The 16,877-nt window shown below is 48.1% G+C and carries 14 protein-coding genes and 1 pseudogene; 14 read left to right on the top strand and 1 reads right to left on the bottom strand.

Annotated features, from left to right (window positions below):
• The first annotated feature begins 37 nt into the window (after positions 1-37).
• Positions 38-1,132: an iron-containing alcohol dehydrogenase family protein gene (locus tag Q7P67_RS12520; protein WP_303852581.1), complete on the top strand. Its 1,095-nt coding sequence runs from the start codon at positions 38-40 to the stop codon at positions 1,130-1,132.
• 7 nt (positions 1,133-1,139) lie between these two features.
• Here the strand turns inward: Q7P67_RS12520 and Q7P67_RS12515 are convergent, their stop codons facing one another.
• The gene (locus Q7P67_RS12515; RefSeq protein ID WP_303852579.1) at positions 1,140-1,709 is read right to left on the bottom strand and encodes a lytic transglycosylase domain-containing protein; all 570 of its coding nucleotides are present in this window, start codon (positions 1,707-1,709) and stop codon (positions 1,140-1,142) included.
• Between the two features lie 81 nt (positions 1,710-1,790).
• On the opposite strand from Q7P67_RS12515, the gene metF reads away from it, so the two are divergent.
• The 13 genes and pseudogenes from metF to Q7P67_RS12450 all read left to right on the top strand — a co-directional run.
• Positions 1,791-2,645: a methylenetetrahydrofolate reductase [NAD(P)H] gene (metF, locus tag Q7P67_RS12510; protein ID WP_303852578.1), complete on the top strand. Its 855-nt coding sequence runs from the start codon at positions 1,791-1,793 to the stop codon at positions 2,643-2,645.
• Entirely contained in the window at positions 2,645-3,520 is an 876-nt protein-coding gene (locus tag Q7P67_RS12505; protein WP_303852577.1) for a radical SAM protein, read from the top strand. Before metF ends, Q7P67_RS12505 begins: the two co-directional genes overlap by 1 nt.
• Before the next feature lie 106 nt (positions 3,521-3,626).
• Positions 3,627-4,247: a hypothetical protein gene (locus Q7P67_RS12500; protein WP_303852576.1), complete on the top strand. Its 621-nt coding sequence runs from the start codon at positions 3,627-3,629 to the stop codon at positions 4,245-4,247.
• 211 nt (positions 4,248-4,458) lie between these two features.
• Positions 4,459-6,003 (top strand): acyl-CoA carboxylase subunit beta, encoded by a 1,545-nt coding sequence (locus tag Q7P67_RS12495; RefSeq protein ID WP_303852575.1) that lies wholly within the window; start codon positions 4,459-4,461, stop codon positions 6,001-6,003.
• A 12-nt stretch (positions 6,004-6,015) separates the two neighbouring features.
• Complete coding sequence (locus Q7P67_RS12490; protein ID WP_303852574.1) at positions 6,016-7,536, top strand: acetyl/propionyl/methylcrotonyl-CoA carboxylase subunit alpha; 1,521 nt, start codon at positions 6,016-6,018, stop codon at positions 7,534-7,536.
• 12 nt (positions 7,537-7,548) lie between these two features.
• On the top strand, positions 7,549-8,070 hold the full coding sequence (locus tag Q7P67_RS12485; protein WP_303852573.1) for an acetyl-CoA carboxylase biotin carboxyl carrier protein subunit: 522 nt from the start codon (positions 7,549-7,551) through the stop codon (positions 8,068-8,070).
• Positions 8,071-8,183: 113 nt separating this feature from the next.
• Entirely contained in the window at positions 8,184-10,325 is a 2,142-nt protein-coding gene (gene scpA, locus Q7P67_RS12480) for a methylmalonyl-CoA mutase (protein WP_303852572.1), read from the top strand.
• 2 nt (positions 10,326-10,327) lie between these two features.
• A complete protein-coding gene (meaB, locus tag Q7P67_RS12475; RefSeq protein WP_303852571.1) occupies positions 10,328-11,305 on the top strand; it encodes a methylmalonyl Co-A mutase-associated GTPase MeaB in 978 nt (325 codons plus the stop codon).
• Between the two features lie 139 nt (positions 11,306-11,444).
• A complete protein-coding gene (locus Q7P67_RS12470) occupies positions 11,445-12,134 on the top strand; it encodes a response regulator transcription factor (protein ID WP_303852570.1) in 690 nt (229 codons plus the stop codon).
• Complete coding sequence (locus Q7P67_RS12465) at positions 12,124-13,500, top strand: HAMP domain-containing sensor histidine kinase (RefSeq protein WP_303852569.1); 1,377 nt, start codon at positions 12,124-12,126, stop codon at positions 13,498-13,500. The genes Q7P67_RS12470 and Q7P67_RS12465 overlap by 11 nt, the downstream gene beginning before the upstream one ends.
• Entirely contained in the window at positions 13,497-15,872 is a 2,376-nt protein-coding gene (locus Q7P67_RS12460) for a molybdopterin-dependent oxidoreductase (protein WP_303852568.1), read from the top strand. Before Q7P67_RS12465 ends, Q7P67_RS12460 begins: the two co-directional genes overlap by 4 nt.
• Before the next feature lie 145 nt (positions 15,873-16,017).
• Positions 16,018-16,536: a hypothetical protein gene (locus Q7P67_RS12455; RefSeq protein ID WP_303852567.1), complete on the top strand. Its 519-nt coding sequence runs from the start codon at positions 16,018-16,020 to the stop codon at positions 16,534-16,536.
• Between the two features lie 116 nt (positions 16,537-16,652).
• A pseudogene (locus Q7P67_RS12450) lies at positions 16,653-16,877 on the top strand (hypothetical protein); the annotation flags it as partial.

The raw sequence follows: 16,877 nt of genomic DNA, 5'->3' as shown, positions 1-16,877 counted from the left end.
ACTGTGCATCCCCTTTTTTTCCATTTCAGGAGACAATATGCAGCAGTTCAGCTTTCACAGCCCCGTTCACGCTTTTTTCGGATTCAACGCCATTGACAACCTCAAAACGCTTCTTGAACCTTATAGGACGGTCTGCATCGTAAGCGGTGCAAGCTCTCCGGACAAAACCGGATTCCGCAAATACATGGATGAATATTTCAAGGATAAGGACATCTTCTGGTTCAACCGCATTGAGGAGAATCCGTCAATAAACACGATACTCAAGGGCGGAAAGTTTGCGAGGGAATGTCGGGCTGAGGTTGTTATCGGCTTCGGCGGCGGAAGTCCGCTGGATGCTTCGAAAGCCATTGCGGCGTTCGCAACGAATAATAAAGGATTTTATGAACTGCTCACTGAAGACAGGCTGGAAAAGGAACCGCTTCCCGTAATCTGCATACCCACTACCTGCGGAACAGGCAGCGAGATGAACAATTACAGCATTGTTACAGACACCGAAAAGCTGGACAAGATAAACTTTGCAAAGGCGAACACCTTTCCGAAATATGCGGTTATTGATCCGGTCTTTCTCCGTTCGCTCAACAGAAAAACACTGTACGCAACGGCTTTTGACGCTTTCACCCATTGTCTTGAGGGGTTTGTTTCCGTTCGCGCCAATCCGTTCAGCGACAGCCACGCTCTTACCGGAATGGAGATAATCCTTGCCACATTCGCGGAGGGTGCGGACACCTCAAAGGATGAGACGCTTATCAACTTCCTTTACGGTTCAACACTGGGCGGCATAGTTATCCTGCATACGGCGACTACTCTTCTCCATGCGCTCGGCTATTATCTCACCAATGAGAAGAAGATGCACCACGGAACAGCGAATGCCGTACTTCTTCCTTATTACCTTGAGATGATGCGCGAAACGGGCGTTGAAAAATGTATGGTCGTCGATGCTCTGATGGAGAAATACGGATTCGATATCTCCCGCTGGCAGAATGAGATGGGTTATGACGTTACGATAACGGAGATACTTTCAGATGAAGAGATTGAAGCTATGGTGGATTATGCGCTGACAAAGAAGAACAGCGAATGGACACCCTTTGCGGCGGAAAGGGAGTTTATACTGGAAGTGCTGAAAAGGTATTGAGGAATCACTACCTTTCGTACTCTTCCATTATCTTTTTGATATAGTGCTTGGTTTCGCCGAAATCCGGCACCTTGCCGTCCTTAACGTTGTTGGGACCCGCATTGTACGCGGCGAGGGCAAGCGGTATGTCCTCAAACTTTTTTATCTGTCTGGACAGATATTTGACGCCTGCGTCTATGTTATCTTCCGCAAGAAACGGGTCGCCGTGTGAAATGTCGAAGAAAGTGGACGGCATAACCTGCATAAGCCCCATTGCGCCTGTGCGTGAAACAGCGAACTGCCTGCCTTTAGATTCAACTTTAATCATTATGTGAATTAGTTTCGGGTCAACGCCGTATTTTTCGCAGGCGGCGTTGATAAACGCCTCTACCTCGTGGGTTTCGGATGTGTTGAAACCAAGTCCCGCAACGAGGAAAACGTGCTTTGCCAGATGATACATGCTTATTGTCCTGTTTTTGATGTAAAACGGGTTTAACAGCGCCTTTGGACTGCCGGAAGCCAGAAAGGTCAGCATGTTCAGCACTAAAAGGTAGCCTATGAACGTATATATGATGGTTTTGTATGTTCTGTTTAACATAAAAAAACAATGTCATAAAAACTTCTTGCAGTCAATCATCTCTATAGTAATAATAATGCAATCATTTAAAAAGGAAGTTTCATGAAAATATCAGAAATGCTGAAAACCAGAAGAACCGTTTCGTTCGAGTTCTTCCCGCCGAAAAAAGAGGAGGGAGAGAACGTTCTCTACGAAACGATAAAAGAGCTGGTTGATTATAAACCTGATTTTGTATCAGTGACATACGGTGCGGGAGGCTCCACACAGGAAAAAACTGTGGAGTGGACGACACACATAAAAAAGGTACACGGGCTAACCACTATGATGCACCTCACCTGTGTTGCGGCAGACGAGGACAGCATCGACAGGATAACAGGCGCTGTGGACGCTATAAACGTTCAGAATCTGCTGGCTCTGCGCGGTGACTATCCGGCGGATATGCCCATTGAGCAGAGAGGCGGGAAATTCCGATATGCCTCTGACCTTGTGGCGTATCTGCGCAAAAAACACGGCGATAAATACTGCCTCGGCGTCGCGGGTTATCCCGAAGGGCATCCCGAAGCATCCGGCATGGATGCGGATATTGAAAACCTGAAACGTAAGCTGGACGCAGGCGGCGATTTCATAATTTCCCAGCTTTTCTTCGACAACGAACATTATTTCAGATATATGGACAGGCTGGAAAAAGCCGGAATAACAGCACCGGTTGTGGCGGGCATAATGCCCATAATCAACATCGCGCAGGTTGTCAGATTCACCCAGATGTGCGGCGCAACTGTCCCGCAGTATCTGGTTGAGAAGATGGACGGCAAATCCGAAAAGAACCAGTTCATGACTGGCGTGGAATACGCAGTTGAACAGTGCAGAGGGCTTCTTGCCGCAGGCGTTGCAGGACTGCACTTTTACACGCTGAATAAGCATGGCGCAACGGAAGCCGTTCTGGACAGGATAAGGTAATGCCCGTCCACACGGAACCTCTTTACAGACCGCCAAGCGAGGCGCACTCGCTTATCTTTCAGATAACCCACGGCTGTTCCTATAATAAATGTGCCTTTTGCGGGATGTACCTGCACAAACCTTTTGAGATCAAACCTTTAGACAGGGTATTGGCGGAGATTTCCGCCGTACCCGATTCATACGCGAAATCAGTTAAAAAGATATTTCTTGCAGACGGCGACGGAGTGATCTATCCCACGGACGGACTTATAACTATCCTTGACGCGCTGAATGCCAAATTTCCGAACCTTATCCGTATAAGCTCATACTGCGGACCACATGCCATAATGAAAAAGAGTGCCGATGAATGGCGGGAGCTTTACGCACGCAGGCTGAAACTGCTCTATTTCGGGCTGGAATCCGGCAACAGAGAGGTTCTGAAGCTCATGAACAAAGGTATGGACGCTTTAAAGGTACTGCCTAAGGTAAAAGAGATAAAGGAAACGGGGATAGCTTTCTCTGTGATGGTGATTCTGGGAGGCGGCGGAAAGAGGCTGAAACAGGAGCATATTGCCGACACAGCAAAATGGGTGACGGAAGCAGCGCCTGAGTACCTGTCGTTCCTCACACTGTTTCTGCGCAGAAAAAAGGATTATTTCAACGGGCTGGAGAAGCCGACGTTCAGAGATATATTCGAGGAATCACGGGACATGATACAGCTTATAGAAGGGCGCAACATCATTTTCCGTTCAAATCACGTTTCGAATTTCCTGCCGCTTGAGGGCAGGCTTGCACAGGACAAAGACAGGCTTGTGCGGAGCATCGATGAGGCGATGGACGCTCTTGAAGCGCGGGGACAGCTCGACAAGTATCCTGAGTTTTACGAGGAAATGTAATGTAAACAGGGACTGCTTCGTCAGTCTGAGGGCTTCCTCGCAGAGACGGTGGCTTTTTGTCTTCGTGAGGAGCATAGCGACGCGGCGATTTCACTTGGGAGTTTTGATGAAAGCTATATTTGTACCGACAGTTAAAGAGGCGGAGAGTATATTTACGGGGATTGAACTGACTCTTTGGAGGCATGGGATTTTCTGTGCCGAATATAATGACATTATGATATTTGTCACCGGTGCCACCAAAACCTGCGCCGCTTTTTCAGCCGGAGCGGTTCTGGGCGCTTTTCCTGTCGCGGAGGCTGTTCTGACGGGCATCTGCGGTGCCTACAGGCAGTCAGGTCTGAACGTGGGCGACGTTGTGTCTGTTCATAAGGATTTCTTTGCTGATGAAGCGGTTTTTTACCGTAATAAAATAACGACTATGGATGAAATGGGGTTTGGATTCGCCAATGACGGCTGTTCAGAGTTTATTTCGTATGGCAATCTTCCTATAGTAAATTCCAATACAGTATCTTTTCTGGACGGAGAGGGTGATGTGTCCTCTCTGCTGTACTCAAAATACGGTGCCGCGGTTGAAAACATGGAGGGAGCAGCGTTCGGTTTTGTATGTAACATGTTGGGAATAAAAGCATATCAGGTACGTGCAGTTTCAAACTTCTGTGGAAAACGCAGCGAGCAGGAGTGGAACATAAGGTTAGCCCTCGGCAATTTAAAAAGGCTTTTTGAATAGTATAAAATAAAACCAAAATTGACATAATCGAAATAACCCATTCTCAGAAAATAAGCAACCAAACCTAATTATATAATCATGTAAATATTTAATATTGAAGCAGATTGCAAAATCATCCTGAATGGGGCGTGTTTTGTATTGACAGTTGACAAGAAATTTAAAACATGTTTTATTACTTGGTATTATATCCACTAAGAGGGGGCTATATATAATGGATGAGAAAATCAAATTGCTGCATGACCTCAATGAAGCTGCGGAGCTCGGCGGCGGACTTGACCGTATTGAAAAGCAGCACAAGCAGGGCAAGCTCACTGCCCGCGAAAGGATCGACAAACTGCTTGACAAAGGAACGTTTGTTGAGCTTGACAAATTTGTCGTACACAGATGCGACAACTTCGGAATGGAGAAAACAAAATTCCTCGGCGACGGCGTCGTAACAGGTTACGGTAAAGTTAACGGAAGAACAGTTTTCGTATTTTCTCAGGATTTTACGGTTTTCGGCGGTTCGCTGGCGGAAATGTTTGCACGTAAGATCTGCAAGATTATGGACAAAGCTATGGAGCTTGGATGCCCCGTTATCGGTCTTAACGACTCAGGCGGTGCAAGGATTCAGGAGGGCGTTCTGTCCCTTGCCGGCTATGCCGACATCTTCCTCCGCAACACGCTTGCATCAGGCGTTGTTCCCCAGATATCCGCTATCATGGGACCGTGCGCAGGCGGCGCTGTTTACTCTCCCGCTCTGACCGACTTCACCTTCATGGTTAAAAACACATCCTACATGTTCATCACAGGACCTGAGGTTGTTAAAACCGTTACCAGCGAGGACGTTACCAAAGAGGAGCTGGGCGGTGCGATGACCCACAACACCACTTCCGGTGTGGCACACTTCGCAACCGAAAACGATGAAGACGCTATTCTGAGAATCAGAGAGCTGCTCAGCTTCATCCCCTCCAACAACATGGAGGAAGCACCCATAGTTCCCACCAAAGACGATCCCAACAGAACAGACGAATCACTGCGCAAAATCGTTCCTGAAAACCCCAACCAGCCTTATGATATGCACGAAGTTATCGCGAAAATCGTTGACGACGGCAACTTCTTCGAAATTCAGGAACACTATGCGAAAAATATACTCGTAGGCTTCGCGAGACTCAACGGACGCTCAATCGGTATCGTTGCGAACCAGCCCGCTATCATGGCAGGTGCTCTGGACATCAACTCATCCGTTAAGGCTGCACGTTTTGTCCGCTTCTGCGATGCGTTCAACATCCCGATACTCACTCTTGAAGACGTTCCCGGCTTCATGCCCGGCGTTCAGCAGGAGCTCGGCGGTATCATCCGTCACGGCGCGAAACTCCTTTACGCTTACTGCGAGGCGACAGTTCCGAAAGTTACCCTCATCACAAGAAAAGCGTACGGCGGGGCATATGACGTTCTCAGCTCCAAACACGTCCGCGGCGACCTTAACTATGCGTATCCCATCGCTGAAATCGCTGTTATGGGACCCGACGGCGCGGCACAGATCCTTTTCGGCAAACAGATAGCTTCTTCTGCCGATCCGATTGCCGCTAAGAAAGAGAAAGTTGACGAATACAGAGAAACGTTTGCAAACCCCTACAGAGCTGCGGAACTCGGCTTCATCGACGAGGTTATCCTGCCCGAAGACACTCGCCCCAAACTTATTCAGGCGTTTGAGCTTCTTTCCAACAAAAGGCAGACGAACCCCGCTAAAAAGCACGACAACCTGCCGCTGTAAGGAGTGGGAAAAATGGCTGAAATTAAAAAAGTACTCGTCGCCAACAGAGGCGAAATTGCAATAAGAGTTTTCAGAACATGCCGCAAGATGGGCATCAAAACCGTTGCCATCTACACCCATGCAGACCGCAAAGCTCCCCACGTCCGTTATGCGGACGAGGCTTACTGCATCACTGCGGACGATCATGACACCAGCTATCTGAAAATGGATAAAATAATCGAGCTGGCAAAAATGACAGGCGCCGCTATCCACCCCGGATACGGCTTCTACTCAGAGAACCCCACGTTCGTCAAGCGTCTTGAGGAAGAGGGAATCACCTTTATCGGTCCCAAATCCGAACACATCATAATGATGGGTTCAAAAACAGGCGCAAGACAGGCTATGATGGCTGCCGGAGTGCCTGTTGTCCCTGGTACCAAAGACCCCATCACCGACGTTGAGCTCGCTAAAAAAGTTGCCAGAGAGGTGGGATACCCCATCATGCTTAAAGCTGTTCACGGCGGCGGCGGAAAGGGTATGCGTCTTGTTCACGATGAATCAGAATTCGAATCTTCATACAGAATGGCAAGCTCCGAGGCGCAGAACGCCTTCGGAAACGGCGAGATGTACATCGAAAAATTCATCGTACAGCCCCACCACGTTGAAATTCAGGTTCTCGGCGACACCCACGGAAACGGTCTTCACCTTTTCGAGCGTGAATGTTCCATCCAGCGCCGTCACCAGAAGGTTATCGAGGAAGCTCCCAGCCCCTTCATCAATGATGATACAAGGGCGAAAATGTATGAAGTTGCCGTCAAAGCCGTTAAAGCTATCGGTTATGTCAGTGCCGGAACTCTTGAGTTCATCGTCGGCGCAGATCAGAACTTCTATTTCCTTGAGATGAACACGCGTCTTCAGGTTGAGCACCCCGTAACTGAGCTTATCACAGGCGTGGACATTGTCCGCGAGATGATCATCGTTGCGGAGGGCAAACCGCTTACATACACTCAGGACGAGATCGTGAGAAACGGTCACGCCATTGAGTGCCGCGTTTATGCGGAAGACCCTGCAAACAACTTCGTCCCTTCACCCGGTCTGATAACTGTTTACGAAGTGCCGGGCGGACCCAACGTGCGTATCGAAAGCGGTGCGTATGCGGGATTTGAAGTTCCGATATATTACGACCCCATGATAGCAAAAGTGTGCTCCGTGGGTAAAACCCGCGAAAGCGCCATAGTAAGTATGAAACGTATCCTCTCCGAGTACAAGGTTTCCGGTATCAAAACCTCAATCCCTTTCCACCAGAGGGTGCTTGAAAACGAAACCTTCCTCTCCGGAAACTATGACACAGGCTTCATCGACAACAAATTCGACATGGAAGACCTTAAACGTAAGCAGTCTGCCGACGTTGACGTGCCGATAATCGCCGCTGTCATAAAACAGCTTCTTTCCGAAAAAGAGGCAGCCGCAAGAAGCATTACAAGACGCGACGTAGGCGAATCCCACTGGAAACGCTTCGGAAGACTTGTAAGCCTCGGAAACAGGCTCGGTTAAGGGGTAAGTACAATGATAACTAAAAGAAACTATTTCGTTACGGTTGATAAAGGCGAGCAGGAGCATCTTGTTGACCTCGTAGAGAGAAGGAACGGTATCTTCGAAATAGATATCGACGGCAGAAAATATACCGCCGATTTCTCCGTTGCGGGCGACGCTGTTTATTCCATCATCGTTGACGGCAGGTCATACGCCATGGATATAGACGAAAAGGGCGATAATTTCACTATCCTTACCGACGAAGGCGACACCTTCGAGGTTGAGGTTCTGGACGAGATGAAACGCCTGATGAAGATGCGCTCCACCGCAGGACTTGAAGGGCGTCAGGTTATCGAGGCTCAGATGCCCGGATATATCTGGAAAATCCTCGTCGAAGAAGGACAGGAGGTCGAAGCGGGTCAGCCCCTTATGATTCTTGTCGCTATGAAGATGGAGAACGAAATCAAGGCTCCTAAAGCCGGCATCGTTCAGAATCTTTTCATCACTCTCGACCAGACGGTTGCAACAGGCGACAAACTGGCGGTTGTTGAGTAAGTTTTAAAGTTTAAAATACTGCGGTTAAAAGGGGAGATAATATTATTTCCCCTTTTTTGTTTCACTTGAGGGAGTCGGAACACTGCGGTTTCAATAATCAGTGAGGTTAGAATATGTTTGCACGAAAGTCCCTTGAGGACTGGGAAAAACAGGCTAAAAAAGAGATCAAGTCTGATAGTCTTGACCGTCTGACATGGCACACCGCAGAGGGAATTGATGTTAAACCTCTGTACACAAAATCCGATGCTGAAAATCTTGAATACGCCGACACCCTTCCGGGTATGGCTCCTTATCTGCGCGGACCCATGGCGACAATGTACGCCGGCAAACCCTGGACAGTACGTCAGTACGCAGGTTTCTCCACCGCGGAGGAATCCAACGCATTTTATAAGAAAAACCTCGCCGCCGGACAGCAGGGGCTGTCCGTGGCATTCGACCTCGCGACCCACAGAGGATATGATTCCGATCACCCCAGAGTTGTAGGTGACGTGGGCAAGGCCGGGGTTGCAATAGACTCCGTTGAGGATATGAAAATCCTTTTCGACAGCATACCCCTTGGCGACGTTTCAGTGTCTATGACCATGAACGGCGCTGTTCTTCCCATCATGTCCATGTATATCGTGGCGGCGGAGGAGCAGGGAGTCACTCAGGACAGGCTTGCAGGAACCATCCAGAACGACATCCTTAAAGAGTTCATGGTTCGCAACACCTATATCTATCCTCCTGCACCCTCTATGAGAATCATTGCCGATATTATCGAATATACAAGCAAGTACATGCCCAAGTTCAACTCAATCTCTATCTCCGGCTACCATATTCAGGAAGCGGGAGCGAACAACGTTCTTGAGCTGGCGTTCACTCTGGCTGACGGACTTGAGTATGTCAAAGCTGCTCTGTCCAAAGGGCTGGACATCGACGCTTTCGCGCCGAGGCTGTCATTCTTCTTCGGCATCGGCATGAACTTCTTTATGGAGATAGCAAAGCTCAGAGCTGCAAGACTGCTCTGGAGCGAGCTTATCGCAAAGTTCAACCCGCAGAACCCGAAATCACTTGCTCTGCGTACACACTGCCAGACATCCGGCTGGTCGCTCACTGAGCAGGATCCTTACAACAACGTAATCAGAACAACGATAGAGGCTATGGCTGCCGTGCTTGGCGGAACCCAGTCGCTGCACACCAACGCCCTTGACGAGGCTATCGCGCTCCCAACTGTTCAGTCGGCAAGGATTGCGCGCAACACCCAGCTTGTGATTCAGGAAGAGACCGGAATCACAAAGGTGATAGACCCGCTGGGCGGCTCATACTATATCGAATCACTCACTCAGCAGCTTATCGACAAAGCGCGTGAACAGCTTGCGGAGATTGAGAAACTCGGCGGCATGACAAAGGCTATCGAAAGCGGTCTGCCCAAGCTGAAAATTGAAGAATCAGCCGCAAAGAAACAAGCCGCGATAGACAGCGGAAAAGATGTTATAGTTGGTGTGAACAAGTATAAACTTGCGCAGGAAGACCCAATAGATGTTCTGGATATCGACAACACGGTTGTGCGCGAGTCACAGATTAGACGTCTTGAGAAGATAAGAGCCGAAAGGGACAACGCCGCTTGTCAGGCAGCTCTTGACGCGCTCACCGCTGCGTGCGATGATGAGTCGGCTAACCTTCTTGAATACTGTGTGAAAGCGGCAAGACTGCGCGCCACAGTAGGCGAGATTTCCGATGCTATGGAAAAGAAATTCGGCAGACACAAGGCTGAGATAAAACTTGTGTCGGGAGCTTACGGTTCAATGTTTGAATCCGACGAAACCTTTGCCGGTATTAAAAAAGATATAGACGAATTCGAAAAGAAAACAGGTCGCCGTCCCCGTATCCTCGTTGCTAAAATGGGGCAGGACGGACATGACCGCGGGGCGAAAGTGGTTGCCTCAGCCTATGCAGACTGCGGGTTCGACGTGGACGTCGGACCCCTTTTTCAGACCCCTGAAGAGGCTGCAAAAATGGCTGTTGAGAACGACGTTCACGTTGTTGGCGTTTCATCTCTCGCCGCCGGACACAAGACTCTTGTGCCCCAGCTTGCCGCGGAGCTGAAAAAACTCGGCGCTGAAGACATCATTATCGTCTGCGGAGGAGTTATCCCCAGACAGGATTATGACGAGCTTTATGCCGCAGGCGCTGCGTGTATCTTTGGACCTGGAACAACAATCACCAAGTCCGCAAGAGACACGCTGGAAGCTATTAAAAAATCTCTCGGAGTTTAGATTTGTATAATGTTGATACGCTTGCACAGGGAATTGTTGAAAGGAAACTGCGCCCGCTTTCAAAGGCTATCACCTTAATAGAAAGCCGCAGTCCTGAACATAGTCAGCTAGCTAATCAACTTATGGAAAAGATACTTCCCCATACCGGAAATTCTGTGCGAATCGGAATTTCCGGTGTCCCCGGGGTGGGTAAAAGCACATTCATAGAATCATTCGGCAAACTGCTGACATCAAAAGGTCACAAGGTTGCCGTTCTTGCCGTTGATCCCACATCGCAGATAACAGGCGGTTCCATTCTGGGTGACAAGACCCGTATGGAGGAGCTTGCCCGCGACGAGAACGCATTCATAAGACCCTCTCCGGCTGGTGCCACCCTTGGCGGTGTTGCCAGAAAAACGCGTGAGACCATGCTGCTTTGCGAGGCGGCTGGTTACGACGTTATACTGGTTGAAACAGTAGGTGTCGGTCAGTCTGAGATAACCGTTGCGTCCATGGTGGATTTCTTTATGCTGCTCCAGCTGGCAAATGCGGGTGATGAGCTTCAGGGAATCAAAAAGGGTGTTATGGAGATAGCCGACGCCATCATAATCAACAAGGCGGAAGGCTCGAACCGTATGCGCTCTGAGGTTGCCGCACAGCAGTATGTCAACGCGCTCCATATCCTGCGTCCGAAAAGCCCCAACTGGCAGGTTCCGGTTATGCTTTGCAGTGCCATGTACAAAGAGGGCATAGAGGAAATCTGGGATATGGTATGCGATTATTACGAAAAGCTGAGCAACAGCGGCGAATTTGAATCCAAACGCCGTAAGCAGTCAGTTGACTGGTTCTGGACACTGCTTATGGACGATCTGAAAGAGATGTTCCTTACCAATAAAAATGTTGAAGGTATGTTCGCCTCCGTCCGCGATGCTGTGGAGCAGGGAATAATGCCTCCATCTGCGGCATCAAAAAGACTCCTCGAACTTTTTAAGAGACACTGATAAATCTCCATATTTTATCGGTATTTTCATCAAACTTAACCTTCGCTTAACCCCGTCTGTCTTAAAAGAAATGTAGGCTGCCCGTAAAAAAGCGTGAAATTTCGGACAGGAACCATATAGTAAAAAATACAGGCATATAATGAGATTATTATTAATTGAAGACGACACGGATCTTGCGGAAAACGTACTGGATTATTTTGAACTGCACGGCTGTACTGCGGACTATTGTTCATCTGGTGAGGCGGCGGTTGAACTGCTGCATGATAATCACTACGATGCTATAGTGCTGGACATCAATCTGCCCGGAATTGACGGATTTGAAGTGTGCAGGATAATCAGGCATAAACTGCGCCTGAACGTGCCTATACTCATGCTTACTGCCAGAACCATGCTGGACGACAAGCTGACAGGTTTTGAATCCGGTACAGACGACTATCTTGCAAAGCCTTTTGAGCTTGCGGAGCTGAAAATGCGCCTAAGCGCTATAATCAGGCGTTCGAAACAGGGCATGGCGGACATGTTCTGTGTAGAGGATCTCTGCGTGAATATTGAAAAAGGCATAGTAACCAGAGGTGGAACCCGTATAGATCTGCCTCCTATCTGTTTTTCAATCCTCACGAAGCTGGTTGAGCTTTACCCCGGATACGCCACAAAAGAGGATCTTGAATATGCCGTCTGGAAGGATCAGCCACCCATGACGGATGCTCTCAAGGTACATTTTTACACCCTGAGACAGCTTCTGGATAAACCTTTTAAAAAGCAGCTCATCCACAGCGTAAGGGGCAGGGGATACCTGCTTTCTTCAGAGGAAGGCATAGTTGAAGCATAGCAGTAGTCTGCGCCGCAGAATAATCCTTGTTTTCATCGGTTATACCCTTCTGCTGAGTTCCCTTACTGTTGTTGCGGTAATAATCGCTACACGGCTGAGCGAAACACGTTCGATGGAGAACAGGCTGAAAGTGGAGGCGGAATATTATCTAAGTGCATATCTGGCTTCCTTCGCTGCGCCCACATCTAACGCGTTTAACGCAACAACCCCTACATCGCCTTATATGACACACTATTACGGCGAAGACCTGCTTCCTGCTTGGGTTGCAAAGAAGATACCGGGACTTAAATCCGGAACCTACTTCGCTGATAATGACAAACAGAGATACTGCATACTGATAAAAAGGCTGCCTGACGGCGATAAGTTCTATCTGCTGTATAACGTAACAAGGCAGTATATGAACGACGATTCCCTTGTTTCGCTTCAAAAGACTATACTTCTGACACTTCTGCCTATTCTCATTTTCGGGCTGACTCTTGGGCTTGTCACAGCCCATAAGGTCATTGGACCTGTGATAAGGCTCAGTAATATCATAAAAGAGCGCGACCCGAAACTGAAGCTGATGGAAGGCTTCGACAGTAAATTTAACGATGATGAGATAGGGCTTCTGGCAGGAACGCTGAAGAACGCTCTGAACAGTATGCAGGAATCTGTAGAGAGGGAAACGGCCTTTGCAAGGGACGCATCCCATGAGCTCCGCACACCTGTGACAACCATAAAGAACTCGCTGGAGCTTCTGGACGAACTGAAACCACAACTGGACGACAATACTAAAAGAATAATCGGTAGAATAAACCGTGCAGCAGCAAATATGGAACACCTTATTAAGTCGTTCCTATGGCTTTCCAGACACAGAAATCTGGACAAATTTGAGCGCAGGGACGTGCGCATTGCGGATGTTATAAATGAAATAATTCACGAAAACGCTTATCTGATAGATAATAAACCAGTTGAAGTGGTTGTCCACGACAGTCTGGGAATAGTCTTAAACGTTGAGCCGCAGCTTATTAAGATATTGATGGCAAACCTGATCAGAAATTCGTTTAACTATACGAAAAAGGGAACCGTCGATATTTATCTCAGCACGCACTGTTTTCAGGTGCACGACTCCGGTTCCGGAATAAAGCCCGAAACCCTGATTCAGCTTCAGGCGGGGAACTCAAGAAACCACGCCGAGGGGTTCGGTTTCGGACTGGCAATCGTAAGGCGGCTTTGTGTGAGCCTCGGATGGGATTTTTATCTCAGTTCCGAACAGGGAGTCGGTACTCAGGCACGAATCTGCTATAAGCAGCCGGATAACCCGTGTACTGACTGCAAGGGATTGTTTATGAACAATATGATTGAACATGCGCAGGTAAATTTATGAAAGAAAGCATCTCAAGACGCGAACTGCTCAGAATGGCGGCTGTTGCCTCTCTTTTTTCGGCTTTTCCTGCCGGAGAAGCGCTGGCGGACGGCGGGGAGCAGGCTATCAGCCATGCAACACATTTCGGACCGGTAACGGCGCATGTTAAAAACGGAAAACTGGTATCTACTGTACCGCACCGCTCCATAAATGCGGATTCCGCCATGATGCGAAGTCTGGTGGATTATGTAAACTCTCCCAACAGGATAAAGACTCCCTGCGTCAGAAAGAGCTTTCTCGAAGGAAGAAGACAGACCGAACTGCGCGGTGCGGAAGAGTTTGTAGAGGTGAGCTGGCAGACTGCTCTTAACCTTGCCGCCGAAAAACTTAAAGAAGCGAAACAGAATTGGGGAAACGAATCAATTTTCAGAACATCATTCGCAGGATGGTCCCACGCCGGGGCTATCAACCGTCCGAATACTCTCCAGGGAAGGTTTCTGGGGCTTTTCGGAGGGTTCACTGATACTATAAGCGATTATTCCGCAGGTGCTTCAAGCCAGCTTTTGCCATATGTTCTCGGCAGTATGGAGGTATACAGTAAACAGACCTCATACGAAATGATAGCTGCCAACACCAAAACTATTGTGCTCTGGGGAATGGATCCTCTGAAATCATTCAGAATAGATTCCGCTGTTCCCGATTTCACCAGAATAAAATGGTACAGGCGGTTTAAGAAACTCGGAATAAAATATATCTGCGTTGATCCGGTATACAACGACACTGCGAAGGAACTTGGAGCGGAATGGATTTCCGTGCGTCCGGGGACAGATACTGCCATGATTATCGGCATGTGTTACTATCTTTACACCAGCGGGAAATACAGTAAATCGTTCATTGATTCCTGCACTGTGGGATTTGACATGTTCGTAAAATATCTGCTGGGAAAAGACGACGGTGTGCCAAAAACTCCGGAATGGGCTTCGAAAATATGCGGAATACCGGTGAACAGAATAATATCGCTGACAGAAACTCTGCGCAGCGACAAAACTCTTATAGGAACCCTTTACGGTCCCCAGAGAATAGAACATGGCGAACAGTTTCACTGGAGTCTCATAACGCTTGCTTCAATGCTGGGAAATATAGGAAAACCGGGATCCGGAATAAATTTCGGCGGCGGTCTCCTAGGCATCAACGGGAAAATGCCCAGAAGGATATCACAGGGCAGAAATCCTGCCAGAACAATAATCCCCGCCTCGCGTATGGGGGAGATGCTCATGAACCCCGGCAGAACAATAGATTTCAACGGTATGAAGATAACCTATCCCGATGTTAAGCTGATATACAACATGGGGGCGAACTCCATGACTCATCATCAGGATATAAACGCCCTTCTTGCCGGTATAAGAAAGGTCGAGACCATGATAACCCATGAAATAGTCTGGACACCGTGGGCAAAACATTCAGATATCGTTTTTCCGGTTACAACAACTTTTGAAAAGAATGATATCGGATTCAGTATTGTGAACAACGTTACCTATCTCTGGGCAATGAAGCAGGCTGTTAAGCCTATGTATCAGGCAAAGGACGATTACTGGGTGCTGGCACAGCTTGCGAAAAGGCTTGGGTTTGAACATAAATTTACCATGGGAAAATCCGGCATGGAATGGGTTAAATGGAGTTATGAGGGTACTGAAAACAGAGTGCCGTTCGAACATTTCTGGAATGTCGGATATATAAAGCTGACCCAGAAGCCGGATGATAAACGCTTTGTACGTTTTGAAGATTTCGTAAAAAATCCGAAATCCAATCCGCTTTTTACACCGTCAGGCAAGATAGAGATTCACAGCGAAAAGATTTCCAGCTACGGATACCGCGACTGTGCCGGGCATCCGACATGGTACGAACCGAAAGAATGGCTGGGCGGAGTTATGGCGAAAAAACACAGATTTCATCTTCTGTCGCTCCACCCGAAAAACAGGCTTCATTCCCAGATGGATAACCTGCCCCTTGCCAATGAATACAAGGTGAACGGCAGAGAACCCGTGGTCATCCATCCTTCCGACGCAAAGCAACTCGGCATAAGCGATGGCGATACAGTGGAGGTGTTCAACGACAGAGGATCAATAATATGCGGGGCAGTGCTCAGCAAGCGTGTCATGCGCAACGTTGTGCGTGTTGACGAGGGAGCGTGGTATGCTCCTGAGAAACCCGGTGTTCCGGGGACAAGATGTATCAGCGGCAATCCGAACGTGCTGACATCGGACAAACCCACTTCCTGTCTGGCTCAGGCTTGTTCAGCGCATAGCTGTCTGGTGTCTTTACGCAAACTGACAGAAAAAATAAAACCGAACACAGCGTACGATAATCCTGTCATAGTAAAAAGCAGACTGTAGTATCCGGTTTATACTATTCTTCCCTATTCAAAACGGCGGAATGTTGTTGTAGAATAAAATTTCTCGACAAGGTAAACTGTAAATACAGTTTTTGAATTGATTTTATTATTAAACGGATGTATTAATATTGCCGAAAGGTGCAGTTTTGAGAAAATTTTTATTTATATTAATTCCGGCGGCGATAGCAATATCTGTTATCTACGCCTTTTCAGATAACCGAAACGGATATCTCAATAAAAACGTCACAAAGGGTGATATCACGGTTTTTTTCGGAACGGAAATTTCCGGGGGCAGGGCACATCTCTGGTCTGATAAAAAGAGCGGCGTTCTTTATGCGGATACTGATAAAAGCATTGACAACGGTTTTACAAAGGATGTTTCTTCTCTCCATTTCACCGGAAAGAATGTAAACGGGCTTTTTGAAACTGTTGTATCGCTTTCTCCTGATGAGAATGTTATTTCCGAAACCCTCCCCGACTCAATTAAGGAATCCGGCAGAAAATATTATGAGTTGTGCAGCACATGTCATGCAGCGGCGGAACCGAACAGGTATGCGAAGCATCGCTGGGACGGAATACTTAAATCCATGCAGCAGCACGGCGGGATATCTGATGCCGATCTGAGCGTTATACGACGTTATGTTCTTTTAAGTATAACGAATTGATATCACAATAATTTCACAATTCCTGCGTTCTTAACCATGTCTTAACTGTCGTCATGTTACCTCTTTTTAAAATCGGTTGAAATCTTACACCGGTTCATCACCTACAAGGAGGAAACATGCGACATTTGTTGAGCAGTCTGTTAATAACAGTTCTTCTGCTTGGCACAGCAGTGTTAGGAGCCGAGGCGTTCGAAGCTGAGGGCTATAACACACCCGACAGCTGGTCGATGCAGACAACTCCCGGTCAGTTCAAACAGAGCATGACAGGAGTAGGGCTGACCAAGGACAGCAGACTTTATATGACGCTGACCACCCGTCTTCGCCTGAAGTCTGACGAGTAT

This window comes from Seleniivibrio woodruffii (assembly GCF_029267515.1).
Classification (GTDB): domain Bacteria; phylum Chrysiogenota; class Deferribacteres; order Deferribacterales; family Geovibrionaceae; genus Seleniivibrio; species Seleniivibrio woodruffii_A.
The sequence above is the reverse complement of the archived record's forward strand: the minus strand, read 5'-3'. Positions and strand labels throughout refer to the sequence as shown.

What these genes read in the sequence shown, in the direction of transcription:
- Q7P67_RS12520 (WP_303852581.1), top strand. Translation starts at nt 38, where the DNA reads ATGCAGCAGTTCAGCTTTCACAGCCCCGTTCACGCTTTTTTCGGATTC.
- Q7P67_RS12515 (WP_303852579.1), bottom strand. Translation starts at nt 1,709, where the DNA reads ATGTTAAACAGAACATACAAAACCATCATATATACGTTCATAGGCTAC.
- metF (WP_303852578.1), top strand. Translation starts at nt 1,791, where the DNA reads ATGAAAATATCAGAAATGCTGAAAACCAGAAGAACCGTTTCGTTCGAG.
- Q7P67_RS12505 (WP_303852577.1), top strand. Translation starts at nt 2,645, where the DNA reads ATGCCCGTCCACACGGAACCTCTTTACAGACCGCCAAGCGAGGCGCAC.
- Q7P67_RS12500 (WP_303852576.1), top strand. Translation starts at nt 3,627, where the DNA reads ATGAAAGCTATATTTGTACCGACAGTTAAAGAGGCGGAGAGTATATTT.
- Q7P67_RS12495 (WP_303852575.1), top strand. Translation starts at nt 4,459, where the DNA reads ATGGATGAGAAAATCAAATTGCTGCATGACCTCAATGAAGCTGCGGAG.
- Q7P67_RS12490 (WP_303852574.1), top strand. Translation starts at nt 6,016, where the DNA reads ATGGCTGAAATTAAAAAAGTACTCGTCGCCAACAGAGGCGAAATTGCA.
- Q7P67_RS12485 (WP_303852573.1), top strand. Translation starts at nt 7,549, where the DNA reads ATGATAACTAAAAGAAACTATTTCGTTACGGTTGATAAAGGCGAGCAG.
- scpA (WP_303852572.1), top strand. Translation starts at nt 8,184, where the DNA reads ATGTTTGCACGAAAGTCCCTTGAGGACTGGGAAAAACAGGCTAAAAAA.
- Q7P67_RS12470 (WP_303852570.1), top strand. Translation starts at nt 11,445, where the DNA reads ATGAGATTATTATTAATTGAAGACGACACGGATCTTGCGGAAAACGTA.
- Q7P67_RS12460 (WP_303852568.1), top strand. Translation starts at nt 13,497, where the DNA reads ATGAAAGAAAGCATCTCAAGACGCGAACTGCTCAGAATGGCGGCTGTT.